The 22,830-nt window shown below is 47.5% G+C and carries 22 protein-coding genes, 1 tRNA gene and 2 pseudogenes; 12 read left to right on the forward strand and 13 right to left on the reverse strand.

Going from position 1 to position 22,830, the window contains the following annotated elements; translation table 11 throughout:
* Positions 1-250 precede the first annotated feature (250 nt).
* Entirely contained in the window at positions 251-562 is a 312-nt protein-coding gene (locus QUB39_RS21500; protein ID WP_006633466.1) for a DUF6679 family protein, read from the reverse strand.
* Between the two features lie 857 nt (positions 563-1,419).
* Here QUB39_RS21500 and QUB39_RS21505 point away from each other — a divergent pair.
* The 5 genes from QUB39_RS21505 (at position 1,420) to fba (ending at position 6,081) form a co-directional block, all read left to right on the forward strand.
* Positions 1,420-1,575 carry a hypothetical protein gene (locus QUB39_RS21505; RefSeq protein ID WP_333053957.1) on the forward strand — a complete coding sequence of 52 codons (156 nt, stop codon included), beginning with the start codon at positions 1,420-1,422 and terminating at the stop codon, positions 1,573-1,575.
* A 12-nt stretch (positions 1,576-1,587) separates the two neighbouring features.
* Entirely contained in the window at positions 1,588-3,666 is a 2,079-nt protein-coding gene (locus QUB39_RS21510) for a CapA family protein (protein WP_333053955.1), read from the forward strand.
* A 134-nt stretch (positions 3,667-3,800) separates the two neighbouring features.
* On the forward strand, positions 3,801-4,670 hold the full coding sequence (locus QUB39_RS21515) for an aldose epimerase family protein (RefSeq protein WP_445243102.1): 870 nt from the start codon (positions 3,801-3,803) through the stop codon (positions 4,668-4,670).
* 67 nt (positions 4,671-4,737) lie between these two features.
* Positions 4,738-4,809 (forward strand) — tRNA-Lys (locus tag QUB39_RS21520).
* A gap of 192 nt (positions 4,810-5,001) precedes the next feature.
* Positions 5,002-6,081, forward strand: coding sequence for a class II fructose-bisphosphate aldolase (gene fba / locus QUB39_RS21525; RefSeq protein WP_006633469.1), 1,080 nt, complete (start codon positions 5,002-5,004; stop codon positions 6,079-6,081).
* A 288-nt stretch (positions 6,082-6,369) separates the two neighbouring features.
* On the opposite strand, the pseudogene QUB39_RS21530 reads toward fba, so the two are convergent.
* The 3 genes and pseudogenes from QUB39_RS21530 to QUB39_RS21540 all read right to left on the reverse strand — a co-directional run bounded on the left by QUB39_RS21530 (position 6,370) and on the right by QUB39_RS21540 (position 8,954).
* A pseudogene (locus QUB39_RS21530) lies at positions 6,370-6,750 on the reverse strand (DUF5615 family PIN-like protein).
* A 3-nt stretch (positions 6,751-6,753) separates the two neighbouring features.
* Entirely contained in the window at positions 6,754-7,095 is a 342-nt protein-coding gene (locus QUB39_RS21535) for a DUF433 domain-containing protein (RefSeq protein ID WP_333210926.1), read from the reverse strand.
* Positions 7,096-7,568: 473 nt separating this feature from the next.
* Positions 7,569-8,954 carry an NB-ARC domain-containing protein gene (locus tag QUB39_RS21540; protein WP_333210924.1) on the reverse strand — a complete coding sequence of 462 codons (1,386 nt, stop codon included), beginning with the start codon at positions 8,952-8,954 and terminating at the stop codon, positions 7,569-7,571.
* 208 nt (positions 8,955-9,162) lie between these two features.
* Between QUB39_RS21540 and QUB39_RS21545 the strand changes: the two genes are divergently transcribed.
* Positions 9,163-9,744, forward strand: coding sequence for an RNA polymerase subunit sigma-24 (locus QUB39_RS21545; RefSeq protein ID WP_333210922.1), 582 nt, complete (start codon positions 9,163-9,165; stop codon positions 9,742-9,744).
* A gap of 378 nt (positions 9,745-10,122) precedes the next feature.
* Positions 10,123-10,503 carry a hypothetical protein gene (locus QUB39_RS21550; protein ID WP_333210921.1) on the forward strand — a complete coding sequence of 127 codons (381 nt, stop codon included), beginning with the start codon at positions 10,123-10,125 and terminating at the stop codon, positions 10,501-10,503.
* 236 nt (positions 10,504-10,739) lie between these two features.
* On the opposite strand, the gene QUB39_RS21555 is transcribed toward QUB39_RS21550, so the two are convergent.
* From QUB39_RS21555 to QUB39_RS30660, 5 genes and pseudogenes are all read right to left on the reverse strand, one after another.
* Positions 10,740-11,129 carry a PIN domain-containing protein gene (locus QUB39_RS21555; RefSeq protein WP_333053938.1) on the reverse strand — a complete coding sequence of 130 codons (390 nt, stop codon included), beginning with the start codon at positions 11,127-11,129 and terminating at the stop codon, positions 10,740-10,742.
* The gene (locus QUB39_RS21560) at positions 11,126-11,356 is read right to left on the reverse strand and encodes a type II toxin-antitoxin system Phd/YefM family antitoxin (RefSeq protein WP_333053935.1); all 231 of its coding nucleotides are present in this window, start codon (positions 11,354-11,356) and stop codon (positions 11,126-11,128) included. Before QUB39_RS21560 ends, QUB39_RS21555 begins: the two co-directional genes overlap by 4 nt.
* A 50-nt stretch (positions 11,357-11,406) precedes the next feature.
* Positions 11,407-11,613: a hypothetical protein gene (locus QUB39_RS21565; RefSeq protein ID WP_333210919.1), complete on the reverse strand. Its 207-nt coding sequence runs from the start codon at positions 11,611-11,613 to the stop codon at positions 11,407-11,409.
* A 105-nt stretch (positions 11,614-11,718) separates the two neighbouring features.
* A complete protein-coding gene (locus QUB39_RS21570; protein ID WP_333485159.1) occupies positions 11,719-11,847 on the reverse strand; it encodes a hypothetical protein in 129 nt (42 codons plus the stop codon).
* Positions 11,841-12,681 (reverse strand): annotated as a pseudogene (locus QUB39_RS30660) (esterase/lipase family protein). The gene QUB39_RS21570 and the pseudogene QUB39_RS30660 overlap by 7 nt, the downstream one beginning before the upstream one ends.
* 145 nt (positions 12,682-12,826) lie before the next feature.
* Here QUB39_RS30660 and QUB39_RS21585 point away from each other — a divergent pair.
* Positions 12,827-13,306 carry an NUDIX domain-containing protein gene (locus QUB39_RS21585; RefSeq protein WP_333053933.1) on the forward strand — a complete coding sequence of 160 codons (480 nt, stop codon included), beginning with the start codon at positions 12,827-12,829 and terminating at the stop codon, positions 13,304-13,306.
* Positions 13,307-13,351: 45 nt separating this feature from the next.
* Here the strand turns inward: QUB39_RS21585 and QUB39_RS21590 are convergent, their stop codons facing one another.
* A complete protein-coding gene (locus tag QUB39_RS21590) occupies positions 13,352-13,582 on the reverse strand; it encodes a hypothetical protein (protein WP_333274738.1) in 231 nt (76 codons plus the stop codon).
* A gap of 535 nt (positions 13,583-14,117) precedes the next feature.
* Between QUB39_RS21590 and QUB39_RS21595 the strand changes: the two genes are divergently transcribed.
* The gene (locus QUB39_RS21595; RefSeq protein WP_333210915.1) at positions 14,118-15,827 is read left to right on the forward strand and encodes a hypothetical protein; all 1,710 of its coding nucleotides are present in this window, start codon (positions 14,118-14,120) and stop codon (positions 15,825-15,827) included.
* Between the two features lie 247 nt (positions 15,828-16,074).
* Here the strand turns inward: QUB39_RS21595 and QUB39_RS21600 are convergent, their stop codons facing one another.
* Both QUB39_RS21600 and QUB39_RS21605 read right to left on the reverse strand, forming a co-directional pair.
* Positions 16,075-16,812: a class I SAM-dependent methyltransferase gene (locus QUB39_RS21600; RefSeq protein ID WP_333053930.1), complete on the reverse strand. Its 738-nt coding sequence runs from the start codon at positions 16,810-16,812 to the stop codon at positions 16,075-16,077.
* A 7-nt stretch (positions 16,813-16,819) separates the two neighbouring features.
* Positions 16,820-17,017, reverse strand: coding sequence for a hypothetical protein (locus QUB39_RS21605; protein WP_333030091.1), 198 nt, complete (start codon positions 17,015-17,017; stop codon positions 16,820-16,822).
* 570 nt (positions 17,018-17,587) lie between these two features.
* Here QUB39_RS21605 and QUB39_RS21610 point away from each other — a divergent pair.
* The 3 genes from QUB39_RS21610 (at position 17,588) to QUB39_RS21620 (ending at position 22,191) form a co-directional block, all read left to right on the forward strand.
* On the forward strand, positions 17,588-20,131 hold the full coding sequence (locus QUB39_RS21610) for a mannose-1-phosphate guanyltransferase (protein ID WP_333210913.1): 2,544 nt from the start codon (positions 17,588-17,590) through the stop codon (positions 20,129-20,131).
* A 421-nt stretch (positions 20,132-20,552) separates the two neighbouring features.
* On the forward strand, positions 20,553-21,587 hold the full coding sequence (locus QUB39_RS21615; protein ID WP_333210910.1) for an RRXRR domain-containing protein: 1,035 nt from the start codon (positions 20,553-20,555) through the stop codon (positions 21,585-21,587).
* Positions 21,588-21,633: 46 nt separating this feature from the next.
* Positions 21,634-22,191, forward strand: a complete 558-nt coding sequence (locus tag QUB39_RS21620) for a single-stranded DNA-binding protein (protein ID WP_333210908.1) — start codon at positions 21,634-21,636, stop codon at positions 22,189-22,191.
* Positions 22,192-22,341: 150 nt separating this feature from the next.
* Here QUB39_RS21620 and QUB39_RS21625 read toward each other — a convergent pair whose 3' ends face one another.
* Entirely contained in the window at positions 22,342-22,689 is a 348-nt protein-coding gene (locus tag QUB39_RS21625) for a hypothetical protein (RefSeq protein WP_333210906.1), read from the reverse strand.
* Positions 22,690-22,830: the final 141 nt, after the last annotated feature.

Consider the following 22,830-nt stretch of genomic DNA (forward strand, 5'->3'; position numbering starts at 1 on the left):
GGGACGCCCATCCCACTTTCAAGAGTGGAAGTTATTTAATTCTCATTCCTTACGCTGTTGTGGGGAGTAGGGGTTGAGCAGGAACTCCCGCCATCAAGCTTAAATTTAAAGGCAAAATAGCTTATGGGGTAACAACCCAGAATATTTTTGGCCTAAACTGGGTTTTTTGCATAATTTCTCCACAAAAAAGGGAGAAAAGCCGTTTTCTTTTCCCCCAAGTTTTCCTTGTGCCTCAAGCGCGAGCTCAAAACTATTCCAAATTCGAGTCCGGGTAGTGATTGCGAATTTGTTCGGCTTCGGGACAATCGTCAGAAACTAGGGGTTCGCAGTTAGTTCGGGATACCGAAGCCAACTTCTGGGATACAGCTCCAATACTTTCAAGACGCACCATTTCTTCCCAGGAGCTGATTTCGTCTTCTTCGTCGGTTTCGTAGCGCAGCGTGACTAGATCCCCTTCAATATCTAGGATACGAGCGCGCTCTATCCAACGTTGCTGATCTCGAAGAAAAATAGAAACCTCACGACCATCACAACAGAGTTGATAGATTTTGCGCTGTAGCATTTGTCAGTTCTCCTGCGCAGTGTAACTTGCTTAAAATATGGTCTGTTTACCGTAACGTACTTTGGGTTTTACATCGGAAGGCACAGCCGTATGGACTAGCCAGTTTCACGTTTTCCGCAACTTTGGTACCGATGGGAGTTACCAAATTCGATTTTACCACCAAATCTATCCAGTACGCCATTTATCCAATTACAGGTTGTGCAGCCAGTGGCATCTCTCGTGAGAGGCATTTGCCAGCATAGATCCGAGCATTAGGACTTGACTCGGGCGATCGCGATTAACAGCGACAATAACAACAGACTCTGCCTCTAAAATCTCGCTCTGTTTTGCCTCAAGTCCCCCAGAAAGCTATTGTTTCGACGTTTGTTCGATCGCCCGCTAACGCCGTCAAGGCTCAATCTCAAATCTCAAATCTCGAAGGGAAAGCTCTAAAGTGACACTCAAACAGCGACAATAAAAACAGACTCTGCCTCAGATATCTCGCTCTCTTATGTCTCAAGTCCCCCAGAAACAAGAGTGTTTGGAAGTTATTTCTAGCCCCCAGTACCCCCTATGAACTCAATCTAAAATCTCAAATCTAAAATCTCAAATCGATTGTTCGATCGCCCACTAACGCCGTCAAGGCTCAATCTCAAATCTCAAATCTCGAAGCGAAAGCTCTAAAGCGACACTCAAACAGCGACAATAAAAACAGACTCTGCCTCAGATTTCTCGCTCTCTTTGGCCTCAACTCCCCCAGAAACAAGAGTGTTTGGAGGTGATTTCTAGCCCCCAGTACCCCCTCTTTCCTCAATCTAAAACCTAAAACCTAAAATCTAAAATCTAAAATCTAAAATCTAAAATCGATTGACTGGAGTGTGATAAAAATCACTGACAGCAGGCAGCCCCTAAATGTAGAAAATGGTGGCGGCCAACAACTAGCTTCAAAACGGGCAGCGGAACCTGTGGCGGTTAAGCTAAAAGAATTGCGGTTCGGTTCAACACAAATTGGAGTCATCGCTCGTGCGTATTAAGGAGGCTAATTGATGGTGTACGCAGAAAATTGGTCGCAGCCGTCTATCTTAGAGCTAGCGCGATCGGGCAACTTTCAAGCCCTGAATTACTGGATTGACAGCTTGCTGCGCCCCGAAGGGATTTATGCCCGCGTCGAACAGGCTCAGGCCGGCTGCGTCCAAATCCTCGTAGAATTCCAGCGCGAATTTGCGCCAGATACTACCTTACTGGGGAGCACTATCCGGGAAGGCTTAGTCAAATTTATTTGCCACCAACTCTGGAGACTCAACTCGCCAGCAGTAGAAGGAGTGCGAATTCAGGCGCGCTTGGCGGGGGATGCAGACATTCTCTGGAAACAGTCAGTGCGAATTGTCACTCCGGCAAACCGCCAGCGACGGCGTTACCGTTCCCTACCGATCGTCGATTGGGTTAAATTTAAAACGTATCGTTCTCTGCTGCTAGTGGGATCGGCACTTGCCTCATTTATTTTAGGGTGTTGGGTCAGCTACCACGAGGCTGTGGCCCTGCAGTTAGGCTCTTCAGTATCCGGCTACCAGCAAGGTGCGGTAATTTCGGGGCCGCCTCCAAAACGTGCGGATACGGTGCAAGCAGCCTTAGAAGTGGTACCAGTAGTTCAGCAAAAGCAAGTTGCTAATCCTTACGATCCAACAGTAACGCTGATGTTCGGAGGAAATGTGAATCTATCGGATGCGCTCGGATCATCTGCAGCCAACGATCACCAATGGGCTTTCGCCAATATGGACGAGTATCGGCAAGCAGATGTGGCGATGGTTAACCTAGAAAACTCCCTGACTCGCTCTACATTGGGCTCTGCTAAAAAACAATTAAATTTTAAAGCCGATCCAGAATCGGTGAAAGTATTAACAGCCGGAGGAGTGGATATTGTCAATCTGGCAAATAGCCGCGCTATGGATTACGAGGAACCGGGGCTGGTGGAGACAATGAATACTCTAGATAATAGTGGGATTCAACACCTGGGAGCCGGCAGAGATATTAAAGAAGCCAGGCGTCCAGATATTATTGAAGTTAAGGGTCAGCGGATTGCCTACCTCGGTTATTACGATGCCGAGCTGAACGTCGCTGACCAAGGGAAAGCGGGCATTAACCCCCGCCGCAACAATCGCGTGGCGGAGGATATTCGAGCTCTTAGGAGTCAGGTAGACTGGATTATTGTTAATTACCACTGGGGAGTCGAATTGGCAGATTATCCGGGGGACGGGCAGATTGATTTGGCTCGGTTCACGATCGACCAAGGAGCTGATTTGGTAGTGGGACACCATCCCCAGGTACTGCAAGGTGCAGAAATTTACAATGGCCGCCCGATAGTTTACTCGCTGGGTAATTTTATATTCGGCCCGAATGCTCGCAGGGATTACGATACCGCAGTCCTGAAAGTATCGCTCAAAGACAGGAATATGAAGGTAGAGTTTCTGCCTGTGGAGGTGAAAAATTTTCAGCCGAAGGTGGTCAAGGGAGCCTCAGCCGATCGCATCCTCAAACGCATTGAGCAAATTTCTAGTATTTTCGATCGACCGATGCGATCTTCTGTAGTTCTCGAAGCCCTACTCCAGCCAGGAGCGGCATCAAAAACTCCAAATTCGACCTTGCCAGGAGCAGTAAAGAGCGGTACATACCAGCCGGGGCGAGGTTCCGGGGCCAGCGACGGTGAAAGCAATCAGCAAGGCCCCGGACAACCCAAACCTACTTTGATTTTGCCGGCTTTGCCGGCTGCGCCCCAACAGCCGGACAACTCCTCATTTTTCCCGAACGGGACAGGGCCTGCAATTGAGTCAAATCCGCCTCCGAATCAAAATTTGCCGCCCCGCATCTACCCTACTCAACCTCAAAATCCCAGCCGGGAACCAGAGCCGTTTACAAAAGAGCCATTCATCAAAGAACCGTTTATTTCGCCCCCATCTCCCAATCAAGGATCGGTGCTGAGTCCCCAAAGCTATCTTCCCCCGACTCGGGCTGTATCTTTTGAAGTCGCACTCAAAGGGCACTCGGCCTCCGCGATCGTTCCAGCTACCACCAGCAACGGCTCCAAGCAGCGGATCGCCCTGCCTCCTATAGCTAGGAGCATTGGTTAGCCGGTGGGGGCCGGAGCGAGGATGCAGGGGGAGGATAGGGGCGGTAATGGGTGAACATCAAGATAATAGCGACCAATTATTAACGATCGATTTACTGACAACCAATGATCAATGACCTACTACCGATGAGAAATGTGTTTGCGATCGCGCTCAAGCAAAAGCAGTACAAAACCTATATCCTCTCCGACGAAACCGCTAACTCTACTCTAGAAGTTGTGCCGGAACGGGGCGGTATTGCCACTAGCTGGCTGGTTGAAGGCAAAGAAATCTTCTATTTGGACGCGGAACGGTTCGCCAATCCCGATCTAACTGTACGTGGCGGGATTCCCATCCTGTTTCCCATCTGCAGCAATCTCCCCGACAATACTTACACGCACAAGGGAGTGGAGCGTAAGCTCAAACAGCACGGCTTTGCTCGAGACTTGCCTTGGACAATAGGCGAACAAGTTACGGAGGGTTGCGCCGCTCTGACGCTGATTCTCGACAGCAGCGACAAGACGCTGGCTGTTTATCCGTTTGATTTCCAACTAGCCTTCACTTATCAGATTAAAGGCAATTCTTTGGAAATTTTTCAGCGATACACCAATCTGTCTGACGAACCCATGCCGTTTTCTAGTGGTTTGCACCCCTACTTTTTGGCGACGGACAAATCTCAGCTCCGCTTTGAGATTCCGGGGATGCAGTACAGAGATCAGAACACCCACACCAAGGGTTACTTCACTGGGGTTTTTGACCCGACGCTGGATGAAATTGATGTTTCCTTTGACGAACTCACTGGCCTTGCTGCTACTGTCACTGACGCGGCGAGCGGCTTGCGGCTGACCGTCAGTTACAACTCCAGCTATGGGAAGTTGGTTTTCTGGATGGTGAAGGGCAAGGATTTTTACTGTTTGGAACCTTGGACTGCTCCTCGAAATGCCCTCAACACTGGCGAACACTTGATTTATTTGCCCCCCGGCGCGACTTGCGAGATGCTGGTTCGCATGACTGCAAATTTTATTTAAAAAAGACTTGCTATTTCAAATGAGGGGTGCTACTATTAGAAATTGTGTGCGGTAACAATGTTTTCGCGGGTCGCTAGCTCAGCGGTAGAGCATTCGGCTTTTAACCGATTGGTCTCGGGTTCAAATCCCGGGCGACCCATAAAAATTTGTGAGTTAAGAATTTTGAGTTTTGAGCTGAATGCTCGGAACTCAAAATTTTGTTTGTTGAACTTTTTAGTAAATCTGGAAAGATAGTGCGCGATCGGTGGCAAATTGTCTTAAGATTATCGTAAGAATTGAGCTTGTTCAAAATTCACTGCCCAAAAATCACAAATAATTAGGAGGAATATCTATGGCGCTTGTACCTATGCGATTGCTGCTCGACCACGCGGCTGAAAATGGTTACGGCCTACCGGCTTACAACGTCAACAACATGGAGCAAATCCAAGCGATCATGCGCGCTGCTGACGAAACCAACAGCCCTGTGATTCTGCAAGCTTCTCGCGGCGCTCGCTCCTACGCTGGCGAAAATTTCCTGCGCCACTTGATTTTGGCAGCAGTTGAAACCTATCCTCACATTCCCATTTCCATGCACCAAGACCACGGCAATGCCCCCGGCACTTGCTATTCTGCCATGCGCCAAGGTTTCACCAGCGTGATGATGGACGGTTCTCTGGAAGCGGATGCTAAGACTCCCGCTAGCTACGAGTACAATGTTCAAGTTACTCGCGATGTGGTGAATGTTGCTCATTCGATCGGCGTTAGCGTTGAAGGCGAACTGGGTTGTTTGGGTTCTCTGGAAACAGGAATGGGCGAAGCAGAAGACGGCCACGGCTTTGAAGGTGCGCTTTCTCACGATCAGTTGCTGACAGATCCCGAACAAGCTGTTGATTTCGTCGAGCAAACCGGCGTGGATGCTCTAGCAGTCGCTATCGGCACTTCTCACGGCGCTTACAAGTTCACTCGCAAGCCGACTGGCGAAATTTTGGCAATCAGCCGCATTGAAGAAATTCACCGCCGCTTGCCGAATACTCACTTGGTAATGCACGGTTCTTCTTCTGTGCCCCAAGAATTGTTGGAAATCATCAACAGCAACGGCGGCAAAATCCGCGAAACCTACGGCGTACCTGTGGAAGAAATCCAAAAGGGTATCAAGTGCGGCGTTCGCAAGATCAATATCGATACTGACAACCGTTTGGCGATTACCGCTGCGGTGCGCGAAGCTTTGTTTGCGAAGCCCGATGAGTTTGACCCCCGCCACTTCTTGAAGCCGTCGATCAAGTATATGCAGAAGGTTTGTAGCGATCGCTATAATTCTTTCGGTTGCGCCGGTCACGGTACAAAGATTAAGCAAGTATCTTTGGACGACTTTGCAGCTAAGTATGCTAAGGGCGAATTGAGTTCCTCTGCTAAGAAGACTGTAGCTGTTTAAGAATTTTAGGTTTTAGATTTTAGTTTTGTCTGAAGTCTAAAGTTAGGATTGCCGGGTAGCTTTGAAGTTGCCCGGTTTTTGTTTGTGCGATTTTATGTATAGCAGTAGTTGATTATTCCCTCGATCGGCGGTTGAAACAGATCCTACACAAACTTTCGTCCCTCTCTCAGAGACTAAAGAATCAACGGGGTATTACGGTGACAAAGCAGGGCGCACAACGCGAATCAGTTTACCTTCCAAAGGTTCTGCGGCTACGATCGCGGTGTGGATTCGGTTAGCCAGTGCTTCTTAATTGCGATCGTTCGTACAGGCGATAATGCCAGCATGAAGGGGGTGTATGCGGTGCAGCCGAAAGAAATATTTACGGTTTTCGGTAATGACGACCGGTTTTTCGCTAGTAGCAAAAGCTAAAACATCCGGGTTAGGAATTTTCTGATATCATGTCCGATCAATTAACCATAATATCCCGGTCGGGGCGGGTTTTTGAGATGGTCAATTATTTGCCGCTATTGTTGGTGAACCCGCCCCTACAAAAATCGCGATCGCTCGACCGGACATGATATGATTCGCTCTGCCTGCTTCTTGGACAGTCAAAACATCATGTCCTAAAGCTCTCAGTAATTCTACAACAGGATAGGGGTATTGCTCATCGGCATAGAGACGTGCCATCGGCTACAAATCCTCGTCTATCACTTCATTGTTTTCCCGAATTTCTGTTTCAATTTCATCGGGAAAGGCTTCAGCATAGGCCCAAGCGTTAGCAATATCAGTAGCAGATAGCGATCGATAGCTTGTGAGTAAATCAGCTTCGCTGTAGCCAATGCGACGAGCTTCTACAAGTCCCCAAACGGTGATGCGAGTGCCAGCAATGCAGGCACTCCCGCCACAAACATCAGGCGTTTTTTCAATACCGCGCCAAGGAGTGATTTTACCTTGAGTGAGGAGTTGAACGACTTGAGCTTTTTCGTCGTCAGAGAGTGCCAGCAGTTGAGGCTCTAATTCTTTCAGCGTCATGACAAACAATGGAATTGCGATTACTGATTATTCTATCGAATTTATTCTATTCAGTCCGCGATCGCACGGGTGGTCATCACCTTGGTTTGATGGACGAAAATAATGCCTCCAAGCCTTTAATATAGCAACTGCCCGTGTTAGGACAGGTTATATTTTTATAATAAACCCCAATTTGTAGGGGCGGGTTCACCAACCATTTATGAAACCCACAAACAACCTCATAAACCCGCCCTCATCCGCCATTGTTTACATCAACATTTTACCAATAAATTAATCGTACATTTTTATTGTTGGTGGGCGGGGGCGGGTTTATAATATTATTCATTTTGAGCGTGAATGGTTGGCGAACCCGCCCCTACAGAATTTTGGGATGTTTTTTATGAATTAGGAAGCGTCATGTGGCGATCTATAAGATTGTCGAGCTTTATTTAGGGATTTTCGATGTATCCGCACCCTACCACTATGTACCTAAATTACACTGCACGGGCGATCGCATATTGCCTCAGTACAGGTGAAATCGTGTAAAAATTTGCTTGTTGTTCAATCAAGCAGCGCCGCGATAGAGATTGCAGCGCATTTGGTAAATCTGAAGCCGGAATTATCTCATTTTCTAGCAATTTTGCCCGGTTGATTGGCTGGCTTTCTTTGGCTAACAAGGAGATTACTTGTTTTTCCAGTTCCGATAGGCGATCGAACTGCTGCTGTAAAACATCTTTCAAATCTTCTGGCAACAATATCGTATCATTTGGTAATAACTCTGTCACGCCTCCACCCAAGTCTTGAATCAGATTCGCCACGCTTTTTAACCATAGGGGGTTGCCTTGGTAACGATGAATGAGTGCTTCACTGTTGTCGCTTTCTTCTAACCCATAATCTCTGAGTATTTCCCGTCCGGCGGCGATGCCTAGACCTTGGATTTGTAAGGTGCGAATGGAAGTATTTTGGTTTTTAACTTGAGTCACTTCTCTCGGTTGTTCCCAACCGATTAACATCAAGCAGCTTTGATGGGATAATTTTTCTATTTGTTTGAATAAGGAGCGATATTCTTCGGCTTGTGGTTGATATTTTCCTGCCAATTCGCCGCTACAGAAAAGGTTGTGAACGTCATCTAAGACGATTAAACAGCGATGGTTTTGTAAATACTTAATCAGTGGTAAGCGTTTTTGGTTTGTTGGGGATAAATCTTGTTTTTCGGAATGGGAAAAAAGCTGTATTAGGTTAGATTGAAATTTATCTATGGTGGGGAATTCGTCTAGTGTGTACCAAACTGCGTACTCAAACTCGTTTTTAATTTGTTGTACGAGTTGTACTGCTAGGGTGGTTTTGCCGATACCGCTGATGCCGGTGAGGGTGATGAGGCGACAGCGTTGTTGTAGAATCCATGTGGTGAGGGTGTGGAGTTCGGGGGTGCGATCGAAGAAATCACCTAACTCTGGCATTTCGCTTAAATCTTGATGTAGAGTTTTGGTTTGTTTTGGGTTAGATGTTTCCTGATTTGGTGGGTTTGAGTTTGGGATCTTTGGCGGGTGTCTAGCTTCTCCACAGATGTTAACGCTGTTAATTTGCACCGATTCTTCTTGTGCAACGTTTGAATATATTGAAACTTCCAACCTCTCCATTGCCGATCTAAAATTTGTTTTATTAACATCTTCTCCCAACTCTTCTGAAAGTATCTGCCATAATTCCGATCCGATTTCCCTGATGCGACTTTCAGAACAGTTAAAATCTTTTGCTATTTCTTTGTATGTCTCGCGTTGTAGAGTTCCCCGCAGTACGGCTGCTTGTAAATCGTCAAGGTGCTGACCTGTTTTCTCAAAAACTATGCGATCGGCGACATTTAACATTTCTTTAAGATTCATCTGGCAGGGAGATGCGAGAGTTTTATGTATTATTGTAGCTCATAACTGCCAACATTTTCGTACATTTTCGTACATTGTTGTACAAACTTAGATTAAAGTTAAAGTAAAAGCGAGGGAGAATTGGCGGCAAAATAGAACATTTTTGGGCTAGACAAACCTTGAATTTATTAAGGATAATGGAACAAGTATTAAAAGGATAAATTGATTTATGAATTGGGAAAATTTTGCCAGCAAAGCAGGTGAAGAAGTTGTAGAAAATGTTGTAGAAAAAACTCTGGGAATTAATGGAAATACAGTCAAAACAGTCAAAGCGGTTGCAGAAACTGGTGCTGCGGTAGGTGCGGCTGCCAGTGCTGCTACAGGGTTGACTGTTGCAGCAACTTCAGGAGCAGGAATTACTTCGGGTTTAGCTGCAGCAGGTGGTGTGGTTGGTGGTGGTATGGCGGCGGCTCCTGCGGTATTAGCAGCAGGCCCAGCTTATCTTGGGGCAAAAATAATGAATGAAACTTTGTTCAAAGAGCAATCGAACTTGTCTGAGGAAGAGAATGATGCTCGTGCAGCGGCAAGAACAGCTACAAACATTGGGGCTGCTGCTGGTCTAGTTGGTGCTGGTGCTGTAACGGTAGCTGGCGGTGCTTCTGGTGCTGCAATTATGGGCACCCTTGCTGGTATCGGTGGCGTTGTCGGGGGAGGCGCAATTGCTGGTACTGCCATAGTTGCGGCTGCACCTGTTGCTGCGGCGGCTGCTGTTGGATACGGAATATATAAACTGTTTGGAGGTAAAGGGTAAAGATAGTTAGTTCAGTTTGAATTGGTAGGTTGGGTTTCCTGTTGCAACCCAACCTTCATCAGCGTTTAGTCTGGCTTTAGTATTTCCTCGCACCTCGCAGCAAATATCAGAAAACTGCCAGCGATTGAAAAGGTAAGCTTGGCTATCTATATGCAGCCAATATTACAGCGTTGGGTTATAGGTTCTGTTTCGTAGCTTTGGAGTATACGGATGTTTGGTTGGCTATCTGAACTATTTAATTGGTTTTTCAGACTATGGAATCGGTTGGATGATAAAACGAAAGGTAAAATTATAGAGGAAGTTGTCAAGTCATTTGAAAAGCTGCTTCGTTCTTTTTATGGTTCGTGGAAAAATCGGCATACCAAGTGAGAATAAGTGATGAGTAATTTTAAGGAAGTTATGGATGAGATTGAGCAATCACCTACTCAATCAGTGATGAGTAATTTTAAGCAATTTATGGATGAGATTCAGCAATCACCTACTCAATCACTGCCAGAATCTGATTTAACTCTTCCATCCCTTCAAAGGGCTTTAACAGCAGGAACTTTCCTTATGTTGACGCCATTCTCATTTTCCAATAATGAAAAGCAAAAATTCTCAGAAGAGGTGTCGAGCTTAATTCAGAATGAATCTTTTTTATCTGACTTGAGCAATCAAATTGGTGAACCTTTGGAGCAGGAATCTGAAGATGACTTCGTGAAACGCGGTAGCAATAGGTTAAGAAAGATGCTTTATGATAGATTTGGCATCAAAGGTTGAATGGATATAATGTTCAGGCCTGTCGAAGTAGTCGCAGCATAACTTAGTCCGATCGCCCCACCAAGCATATTCTATTAACCCTCGTGTTACCCAACTTCTTTTTCCACTTACAATCTTATCCATTTCCACAATTTTAAAGTGCGATGTTTGCACACAGGGCGTGAAGCGTAGCTATCCAGTAGGGAATCGCCCCAGCAAAAAAAAGGGATCTCGCCTACAAAAATATAAAATATTGCCTAACTGAGTGTTTGTAGCACCGAATTACCTGTAAGGTTGGCATCAACTGTAGCTAATATTAACCCATAATAAATAGCTGTGGCCGCAATAAATCGGTCTCCGGGGTCTTGATGGGGTAGTGCAATCTCGCGACTTAAAATGGCAATGGAGTGATTCATTTGGGCTTCACGAGTTTCCAGAGTTTTTAAAGCTAAGTTAACCCATGTAACCGGATCTGGCTGTAAAGATATCCTTCCTTTTTCTGCAAGGATGAGCGTCTCCCAAATGCTAATTGGACTCAGCCAAAGTTCAGTATTAGGATCGGCGATCGCCGTTTGAAGTTGAAGCGATAGGCGTTGATCGCCGAGTAAATACCAAAGCCAAATGTGGGTATCGAGTAAAAGTTTCATTCTAAAACTTCCCATAGTTCGGCGACAGGAGCAATTAAATCTCCTAATATTTCACCGCTTCCTTTCATTGTGCCAAACACGGGGCGTGGGGTTTGGGTAGTGGCAGGATAGATAATCACTAATGGTTTCCCTTCATGGATGATGGTGAGGGGGGTTTTGGTACGTTCGACCTCTATAAGTAGAGTCTGGAGGGTTTGAGGTAATTCAGTCGTGGTAATTTGTGCCATTTGCTGACTTTTCCCAATCTTATTCTATTTCTACTATGATAATGCGAGGATTAGACGGAAAGCGATGCTTGAGTGAAAAAAGTGCGATCGCCCCTCGCACCAAATACCAAACACTGCGATGATTGTACAGCTAGTGATCGCACATAATCATCATCCCTAATGTGCGATCGACCTCCCGCATCAATTCTCCACAAAGCATCCGGCTGAAATTCGTTATCTGCGTCCAAGCGCACAGTAGCATTCTCGCCCAATTCCACCCCAGCCAACCTCTAATTTGATTGTGTGGTTCGCCGTGACTTCTGAATCTTACCGATAAGGCCACATAAAATATTTTTTCAATCTATTCAGTTAGCGATAAAAATTCAAGCAAACATAGGATCGGGGGGCGAGCTTTGCCGCACTAAACTCGCTCCTAATATCAAATTATAACTAAATCCGCCCCTTAAACCTTCTGCTTCTTCCTTCGCGTCTTCGCGGTTCATTTCTAACACAAATACCCAATCCAAGCCGGCAAAACCTCCGGCGAACCGTACCACTTCCCCGGAGAACGAGGCGAATGCCAAACCCCCTCCAACACCAGATTTTCGGCCCCGTCCAAAACAGCAGCTTCCACCGGCGTAATTCCATCTCCCCAAGTTTCGCCCTTCCCCACAGTCAACTCATAACTTTTGTAAGCCAGCCAAGTCCCAAAACCGCGCTTGCCAAAAACAGCCTTCCCAGCAGCGCACACGTAGCGCACCTGCGGGTGAAAAGCCCCTGGATAGTGAATTTTGACAAAATCTAGATTTTTGCGCGTCCAGCGCTCTTGAGAGACGTGCGGCGTGCCTAAAGTGATTAAAGTATTCACACAGGGGTGAGCTTCCCACAAACCCGCGTCCTCAAGCACGTCGCCGTGAATGGTGTAAGGCTTTTCGCCCAAATAGATGCGAGAAATCCAGCCGCCAGCGGAATGACCAAGAATTTCTTGATGGTACCCGCCACGCGATCGATCCGTGGAATCAATCCAAAATCTCAAATCTCAAATCCTCAAGCCCCCGAATTGATCCGTGGGGTCAATCTAAAATCTAAAATCTAAAATCTAAAATCGAATGACCGACGAGATTGATCTGCGGAACGCCGTATTGCTGTAACATTTGTTTGACCGTGCGATCGAGCTGTCGCAAAATTGGCACCATCGACCGCCCGCCAAAAGTCGGCAACCAATCTCCCTTGCCCAGAGGCACTGTTACTGTTGGGAAACCTCGATCGACCAGAGACTTTTCTAATTCCCGATAGTCGGAAGCAGCAGCAAAATATCCTGGTAAAATCACGGTTGGTAATGGCATGGTCAATTTTAGATTTTAGATTTTAGATTTTGCGGTCGGAGTGCTACGATCTGTTTTTCAAGTTAAAAGACACTTGCCGAAGCATCCTTTGGATTGCTAACATCTGCCACTCGTTAAACCTTTTGCTTAGGGAATATCTACTTCTATGGCTCGCGAGCCGATTCAAACATGGTATTTTACCCTAGTTGTCGTTCACTTAGAAGACCGTTTTCTACTGGTACAAGAGCGCAAGTACGAGCAGCAGTGGTATCTCCCAGCAGGGCGAGTGGAAAAAGGGGAAACTTTGCTCGAAGCTGCTATGCGTAATACCTTTGAGGAAGCGGGCATTTCCATCATCGTTGAGGGAATTCTCCGGGTAGAGCACACAGTGATGCCTAGGGGCAATGTGCGCCTCCGAGTCATTTTTGTGGCTCGTCCACAAGATAAGACGCCGCCCAAGAGTAAGCCGGATGAGCATACTTTGTGCGCGGGCTGGTATTCTCTCAAGGAATTAGACCAGTTGTCGTTGCGGGGAGAGGAAGTTCGGGAAATGTTTCAATATATGGCAAGCGGCGCTCCAATTTATCCCATCGACTTGCTCACCATCGAGGGAGCTCCTTTTAAAAATTACCGCTATCGCTGGTGAATCCATAGATTTTGGATTTGGGATTTGGGATTTTGGATTGAATAATTACTTCCACGGATGAATCCGGTTGTGTAACCGAATTGGAAACAGGGGTCGATCGAACGGATCGATCGTGTTTAATAAATTAGTGGCGCTCCAGAACCCGAAAAAAGACGGTATAGCAGCGGTGCAGTCTGTTTTTTCCATCGCCCCAGTCCCGCCCGCCTGACGCCTGCTGACCATTCTCAACAATACCTGAGAAACCGCGTAGAGGATTGGGTCAAAGGCATTAGGCAAGAAAAACAATGGTTTCAGCGATTAACAACGTCCTCACCCGATTGGCGGTTGTTATACCAGCGTGGAACCAGCCCAAAAACCCGGTTTCTAGGCTTGAGTGCTTGATGTGAGGGTCGCGAAATCTCAATAAAAGTCGATCGGGCAATTTCGATACCGACAGTGCTACAATTATACCTTTGAATTCCCAACCTCTCCTCATTAAAAATTAAAACGAATTCACACTCAATCACAACCACAACAATATAAATTACCCATCGCCCAATCACTCAATCTCCCAATCCCCCAATCCCCCAATCCCCCAATCACTCAATTTCCCAATCCCCCAATCTCCCAATCCCCCAATCCCCCAATCCCCCAATCCCCCAATCCCCCAATCCCCCAATCCCCCAATCTAAAATCTAAAATCGAACAATCCCCCAATCCCCCAATCTAAAATCTAAAATCTAAAATCGAACAATCCCCCAATCTAAAATCTAAAATCTAAAATCGAACAATCCCCCAATCTAAAATCTAAAATCTAAAATCTAAAATTTAAATGACTGACTCTTCCTCCCTAGCCAACACCCTTTCCGAACCGCTGCGCCAGCCTTTTTGGTGGGCAGCCCTAGCTTCTGTGGGCCTGCACGGAGTCCTCGGAGCAACCGCCCCGACGCTCTCAAACATACTTTATGGTGGAAATTCCTCAAAAAATATCCCCGGTTCTGTCGGCTTAGTAGAACTAACTCCCGCAGAAGTCAGCCGCCTGCCACAAACCATACCACCGAAACCGTCTAATACGCGATTTACGCCATTTACGATCGCACCAGTTCCCCTTCCACCAGCGCCCAAGTTAGCCCCACCCTTGCCCCCCGCACCTGATACCATCAACTTGCCCGCCATGCCGCCGGGAATGCCCCCTCCTGGATTCTTTTCCCCTCTCCCTCCTTCCCCTCTCCCGCCCTTCACGGCCCCAACAGCCCCGCCACCTCCCACAACTCCATCCCCAATAGTCAGAGCCCCCTCCCAGCCAATACCCACTTTCGTCCCACCCGTACCTCCTAGCGGTTTCCTTTTCCCACCTTTACCTGGTAATTTCGATCGCAATATCCCGCCACCACCATCGCTGAATGAAGCGCCCCAGATTCCCGGCGGCGGCTCGGAAGATGAAGCAGAAGCGCTCAAAAGGATTATAGCCAGTAGAGGCGGACTGCCACTATTTCCAGACGGAGCTCCAGTCTTTACCCCGGAATTCCCAATTGGCAGGAATGTGGGACCCGATGGAGTACCAAAATTGACTCAAAAAGATCCCAATAAAAGGACTCTCATCGCAGAAACTCAGTCCGGTCAACCGGGTTCAAACTTACCCACCGACAGAGAGACACTGCTGGCGGCTGGAGAGACCTATGTTGCTTTGTTTGAGAAATTCAAAAAGGCTTATCCTGACTTGGAAATGACAGGCCCGACTCCTGTGCCTGTGCCTTATCCCGTAACAGCTTGCTCACAAAAACTCCAAGGAAGAGCAGTTTTTGGAGCAGTTGTCAGCCCTCAAGGCTTGCTCAAGGCCGAGCCACAGCCGATCGTCCCCACGGGTTACGCTATTCTCGATAATGCGGCTAAAATTGCGATTATTAGCCCTTCTCTAACATTTTCAGCAGCCAGCACGCACAAGCTTTACCAACTGGATGTCGAGTTTAAGTACGACGAAAAAGTTTGTAGTGGCATTCCTGTCACCCCAACCAGGCCCAACCCACCAGGCCAGCAGCAGCCCGCGCCCGCGCCGACAGCGCCCAGCAGACCAACAGGCCAGCCGCCATCCCCAGCGCCTACTGAAGTGAAACCGCAGTTCGAGAAGCCGCCTGCCCCCTCAAACAAACCGCAGCCAGGGGCCCAACCGTCGCCGCCCGCACCCAAGCCAGGGGCTCAACCGTCGCCCTCGCCTGAACCGAAACCAGCCGCGGAACAGTCGCCTTCTCCTCAACCGCAACCCGCCGAAGAGTCCCCGCAGCCCGAAGCTGCACCATCTCCTGCCGCCGAAGAGTCTCCGCAGCCGGAAGCCGCACCATCTCCTGCCGCCGAAGAGTCTCCGCAGCCGGAAGCCGCACCATCTCCTGCCGCCGAAGAGTCTCCGCAGCCGGAAGCAACGCCATCTCCGGTCCCGGAAGTGTCGCCGTCACCGTCGCCGGAAGCAGCGCCATCTCCTGCTGCCGAAGTGTCGCCGTCACCATCGCCGGAAGCAGCGCCATCTCCTGCGGCTACCGAAAATTAATTGGGCATCGCTAATTGGCAATCGGTATTGTAAAACTTCGTTGAGTTTATAAGCAATTATAAACAATAGTAGTTAGTAGTTAGTAGGGTGCGTCAGCTTGAATATTTGTAGCTTCTCAAACGAATTTCTACTTGCTGACGCACCCTACTTTATCAACTAAGAACGAAGTTGTTTTTCGTCCGCCTGACCAGGCTGGGGACGATTGAACTTTTGACTACAAAGCTAATTACCTATTCCCCTTAATCTCTCAATTGTATTGAACTTTATACATTTGAAATAAGTCACCACTTTGCTTTTTTACTACCTTAGCGCCTGCAGCTTTAATCATTTTTTCCCAATCTTCTATTGTCTCTAAAAATACTTCGCCGGCTCGATAAGTTTCCAAAATTGCCCAATCTTCTGCTAAAGGAGCATTGGGGTTGAGGACATCAAAAACAAAATGACCGCCCGGTTTTAGTACCCGCTTTACTTCTCCCATGACAATATTCCAATAGTCTATGGGATAGTAACAGCTAAAGCCTGTAGCGAGGCATAAATCGAACTGAGCCTCTTCGTAATTTAACTGGTGAGCGGGGGCCCATTCTACGCCTTTGAACAGCTTAGAATTGAGCTGAGGGCCGCGAGCGTTTAAGGCGTCTCGCGCTGCGCTGCTGATTTCTTGACCATAAAAATAGGCTTCCCAATCCCGCCAAGGGTAGATGAGAAAGCTGACTCCGCAGCCAATGTCTAAACAGCGCTGATTTTTTTGAGGTTTGGCAATTTTCCAGAAGGGAGAAACTGTTTTTGCTTGGAGAGTTCCTGCGACTGATTCCAGGAAAATCGGCATTGCTTCGACTTCTTCGGGTAAGGCGAAAGCTTCTCCTCGGTATTCGCGATCGAACCGGGCAGCAACCTGCGATAGTAAAACTTGCCAGCTATCTGATTTGCCTTTGGCAAACCAAGTTTGCTCGCTTGTACTTGCTGGGCGTTCGGACTTTTTAGACATTCTTGAATTACCTTTTAGAAGCTTTGAGAGCTTTTGTAAAGTTTTGGCGGTAAGGCTTATTAAAAATTAACGCGGGCCAGAGCAGCGAGAGCTTAAGGCGATTTGCAAAACTTCGATCGAAGTTAGTGCGATCGAACCCATTCCAAAATTTCCAAATACCGCCACCGTAAGCGATCAGCAATGCCAAGCTAATTAACGTACTCATTTAAAAAACCCCTAAGCAATGGATAGGATTTTGGGTCAGCTAGTCAAAGCGCTACCCTTAATCTATCATTTATCAGACGCCAAGGCACACCGATAGCTGTAGTAATTCCACCTTCCGAAAGAGACTGCAAAATCCCCGCTGGCCACAAACTTAAAAATAACACCCCCGAAATAGCTTTCACCGAGCAAGCAAGAAGGGACTTCTGGTAAAAGTCGATCGTTCTGAGGACTTATAAGATTGAATAAGTGAAGAATTAAAGAATTGGGAAGGAATGATGAGATAAGGGTTTCGAGTACGGGCCTACAGTTGCATTCTTTTTTTTAACTGGTATCACCCAAGATCCCCTACAAATCCGAGTTCGACCGGGGGAGTGGTGCGATGCCGCAAGTTCTAATTCGGTTGAAATCGGTTGCTGTTGGGGGACGGCCTGGCCGAACGGGATTTACCAGACGTGTCACTACTCGAAGATAATTAACTAAGAACTGATAGCTCGCGGCCGACGAATTACAGCAGGCAAACTTTTTCTAGCGGACAATAGCGGTAGAGAGCTTTTTAAGCAAGGAGGATTTTATGCGTGCAGTGCTGATGGCTGGGGGATCGGGAACTAGGCTCAGACCCCTGACGTGCGATTTGCCCAAACCGATGGTGCCGATTCTGAATCGCCCGATCGCAGAACACATTATTAATTTGCTAAAAAGGCATCAGATTACGGAAATTATTGCGACGCTGCACTACCTTCCCGATGTCATGCGCGAATATTTTACTGACGGGGCAGAGTTTGGCGTTCAAATGACTTACGCTGTGGAGGAAGACCAACCGCTGGGTACGGCTGGTTGCGTCAAAAATATTGCTGAACTGCTCGATCGAACTTTTCTGGTCATCAGCGGCGACAGCATCACAGACTTCGACTTGACGGCAGCGATCAAATTTCACCGTAGCCAGCAATCCAAAGCCACGTTAATTTTAACTCGGGTTCCCAACCCGATGGAATTCGGGGTCGTGATTACCGAGGAAAATTACCGCATCAGTCGCTTTCTGGAAAAGCCTTCTAGCAGCGAAATTTTCTCCGATACTATCAATACCGGCATTTATATTTTAGAACCCGAAGTCTTGGATTACCTGCCGGTAAATCAGGAGTGCGACTTCTCGAAAGACTTGTTTCCCCTGCTACTGGAAAAAAATGAGCCGATGTACGGCTACATCGCCGAGGGTTACTGGTGCGATGTCGGTCAGCTAGATGTTTACCGGGAATCTCAGTACGACGCGCTGCGGGGAAAGGTCAAACTGGATTTGAGCTACTACAACGAAGTTCGATCGGGACTTTGGGTAGGTCAAAATACTTTTATTGACGATAGCGCGATCGTCGAAGTACCGGCGATGATCGGCAACAATTGCCGAATTGGAGCCAGAGTTAAAATCGATGCAGGTACTGTGATCGGAGATAACGTGACTGTGGGGGCCGACGCTAATCTCAAACGTCCCATCGTCTGGAACGGAGCAATTGTCGGTGAAGACGCTCATCTTAGGGCCTGCGTGATTTGCCGGAGTACCCGCGTAGACAGGCGCGCTCACGTCCTCGAAGGTGCTGTCGTCGGTTCAATGTCCATCGTGGGAGAAGAAGCACAAGTGGGGCCGAGCGTGCGCGTCTGGCCGAGCAAAAATATTGAATCCGGCGCTCTGTTAAATCAAAATTTAATTTGGGGAGAACAAGCTAAGCGGAATTTGTTCGGTCAGCGTGGCGTTCAAGGACTGGCAAATGTGGATGTTACCCCGGAATTTGCAGTGAAATTGGGCGCGGCTTATGGCTCGACTTTGAAACCGGGGACTGCGGTATCGGTTTCTCGTGACCAGCGGAGCATTTCGCGGATGGTTTCGAGGTCTTTGATTGCGGGTTTGATGTCGGTGGGAATTAATGTGATCAATTTGGAATCGACGGCAATTCCGATCGCGCGCACGGTTTCGTCTACGATATCAATTGCTGGCGGCATTCATGTTCGCATTTCGCCCGATCGCTCCGACCACATTTTAATTGAATTCTTCGATATCAAAGGCATCAATATTACTAAAGGAGCTGAGAAAAAAATCGAGGGGGCTTATTTTAAGGAAGATTTGCGGCGAGCTCTAATTCCCGAAATTGGAGAGATGACGTACTTTAACCAAGCTCTCGATGTTTACAACCGCATTTTTGAGCGGCAGATGAATGTTGAGGCAATACGCTACAGCAATTCTAAGGTGGTAATCGATTACGTTTACGCGGTTTCTGGAGCAATTCTGCCCCAAATGCTTGCCAAGTTCGGCTGCGATGCGGTGGTTCTCAATGCCAGTCTCAAACAGACTTCTCTAAGCAACGGGGAACGGGAATATTTGCTCGACCAACTCGGCCGGGTGGTGAAAGCACTCAGCGCTAATTTTGGAGTGCAGGTATCGGCTAACGGCGAACAGCTCATTTTGGTAGATGAGTCTGGGATAGCGATTCGCGGGGAAATGCTGACGGCGTTGATGGTAAATTTGATGCTGACTTCTCATCCCAAAGGTACAGTAGTAGTGCCGGTTCATGCGTCTTCTGCGGTGGAGGCGATCGCCCGACGCTATCAAAGCAAGGTAATCCGCACGAAGGCGAACCCAACTGCTTTGATGGAAGCCGCTAACAGGAACCCGAATGTGGTTTTGGGCGGCAGCGGCCTTATGGGTTTTATTTTCCCGCAGTTGCATCCCGGATTTGACGGGATGTTCTGCATTGCTAAAGTGATAGAAATGATGACGATTCAGGAGCGATCGCTCGGACAGATCAAGGCGGAACTTCCCCGCATCACCCACCGCAGTTACAGCGTCCGCTGTCCTTGGACTATCAAGGGTTCGCTAATGCGACATTTAGTAGAAACTCATTCGCCCGATCGTTTAGAATTATTAGATGGAGTGAAGATTTTTAACTACAGCGACGACAATTGGGTATTAGTTTTACCCGATGCCAGTGAACCGACCGTTCATATCTTCGCCAACAGTGAGGATCGAGATTGGGTATCTGAAACGTTGAAGGAGTACCGCGCCCTCGTTCACGATTTTGTCAGTCAAGCCGAGGCGGCAGTTCTCCAAGATAAATTTGGTAACGTGTAATCGGGAATTGGGCATTGGCCAAACAGGGCATTGGCAATGGGAAATTGGTAATGCAAAAGTAAAAAAATAAAATGCGTTATTTTAAGTTTTACCTTTTTACTTGAAAGTTCATGCCCAATTCCCAATCCCGAAGTCCCTGCGCGGGCCAATTCCCAATTCCCGATGCCCAATTCCCGATGCCCAATTACGTACAGATAACAGGTCACTAACCCCACCCTAAAAGGGATGGGGCTTGAAAGAGGGAGCAACACCCGCTTCTTAATTCAAGACTAAAACAGTGTCTAGCCTGCGTCTTCAAGACAAACTGAGCCATCTGGGAGTGGTATCCCAACTGACGTTAAGAATACCTCCCTAGTTTTTAACCGCTCGGATGTGCCAGTGGCGAAGGGAAATACAAACCTAGAAATAGGACTTACCGTAAATGTTTGTTCCAGTCTTAGATAGCGAAAACAGACCCTTAATGCCGACAACTCCAAGCAGGGCAAAGCGTTGGATTAAGTCTGGCAAGGCGACACCATTTTGGAAAAAAGGAGTGTTTTGCGTTCGACTCAACATAGAACCATCCAACACGCACCGCCAACCAATTGCAGTTGGTATCGATCCCGGATCGAAGCGAGAAGCGTTTACGGTTAAATCCAAAGCGCATACTTATCTCAACATTCAAACCCATGCTGTTGATTGGGTGAAAGACCATGTTGAGATCAGGCGAAATATGCGGCGCGCCAGGCGTTTTCGCAACACGCCATGCCGCAAAAACCGAGCCAACCGACTGGTCAACAAATATCGACTGCCTCCATCAACTAAGGCGAGGTGGCAGTGGAAATTAAGGATAACTAAATGGCTGACTTTGATGTTCCCAATATCAACTTTCGTTGTAGAAGATATCAAAGCCCGAACCTGGAAAAACGCACGCAAGTGGAATGTATCGTTTAGTCCGCTAGGAGTAGGCAAGCAATGGTTCTATGCAGAGCTTGAGAAAATCGCTCGTGTTGAAACTAAGACGGGCAAGGATACTTATGAATTACGTCAATTGAGTGAACTCCTTAAGTCAAAGCAGAAGCTATCAAACAAATTTGAGGCACACTGCGTTGATTCTTGGGTGCTAGCTAACTGGTGCGTTGGGGGGCATTTTAAACCCGATAACACTGCATTGATAGAAGTAATTCCTCTTGAGTTTCACAGACGCCAGTTACACCGATTGCAACACGCTCCGGGTCACATCCGTTCGAGGTATGGCGGCACTTTGAGTGCGGGATTCAAACGCGGTTCAATCGTCAAACACCGAAAGTATGGGTTTTGCTACGTAGGTGGCTGGCAAGAGTCGCCTACGAAGAAAGACCCAACTCGGAAAACAATTAGTTTGCACAGCTTAGGTACTGGCAAACGGTTGTGTCAAAATGCGTTGTCTGCGGATTGTAAGTTTTTGTCTTACAACTCGTGGCGCATTGCAAATTAATTGTAAAGCCGTCCTAGAAGGACGGGGTTTCACACCCATTTTTCTTATGAATAGCTGCATTTTGATGGCGGAAATAACTCAACAACCGCAACTCCGTTATACTCCTGAAAATCAAGTTCCAATCGCTGAAATGCTGGTGCAGTTTCCCGGCCCAAAACCTGAAGATCCGCCCGAACGTTTGAAGGTGATAGGATGGGGCAATTTGGCTCAAGAAATTCACGATAAATATCGCGAGGGCGATCGCGTGATTATTGAAGGTCGGCTGGGAATGAATACGATCGAAATAGATGGTATCAAAGAAAAGCGCGCTGAACTGACAGCTCAAAGGATTTACAGTGTAGGCGCCGATGCCATGAGTTCGGCTCCTCCAACTAGAACCGCCCCCGAACCGGCTCAAATTCGCGACACCGCCCCGGCTAATGTGCCGAGCAATGTAGTACCTTTAGGATCGCGGAACCGCAGTTCAAACAGCGCTCCAAGCGGCCCTAACCGCACCTCTAGTTCGGATTGGAACTCGCATCAGTCTTCAAATTCTGAGTCCGATCGATCTTCGAGTTCGTCTAACGAACCGGAAAATCCCGATTACGATCCGATTCCATTTTAAAAATTAGGGTGCCTCACTTTACAACTGGACTGTTGGAGCGAAAGTGACGCACCTTAATTTAAGAGCGATCGCACTTCAGGAAAAAAAGGGCGATCCTCTTCGAGGGCTGCGCTAACAAATTTGGCCCAACTACGAGCTAAATTGCAAATTTTACAGCTTGATCGTCACAACTTTTTTCTTGCTTTTTTCGTCGCGCAGCACGACGGTATTGTAGGGTGATGTATCCGTCCCCACCGGAATTGGCAGCTTAAAGCTGCTGGTCTTATGCTTAACTTCGCCTAAATCAATGCTTTTCGTTATATTGCCATCTGTTGCCAGATAAGCGTTAAGTTCGCCTTTATAATCTTCAATCAAAAAGTCTCTGAAGAAAAGGACTTCCCCAGGACCATCGACATCGATAGCAAGGATGACCGTACCGCTAAACGTTGCGCCTTTTTCTTCTTCATCAACCGTCGCCATTTTAATTTCCGAGGGGTCTTGACCGGACATATCTGGCATAAATTTTTTCTCCTGAACAGAGCGCAATAATTAACAAGAAGCTTACCTGATGCTAGGGGCGATCGCAAAACTCTTAGGACGTATTTCTGCATCTGTCTTGCTTCTGTCTGAGGTTAGAGAAGCCCGCGATCGCGCATTATA

The organism is Microcoleus sp. AT8-B5 (assembly GCF_036705565.1).
Classification (GTDB): domain Bacteria; phylum Cyanobacteriota; class Cyanobacteriia; order Cyanobacteriales; family Microcoleaceae; genus Microcoleus.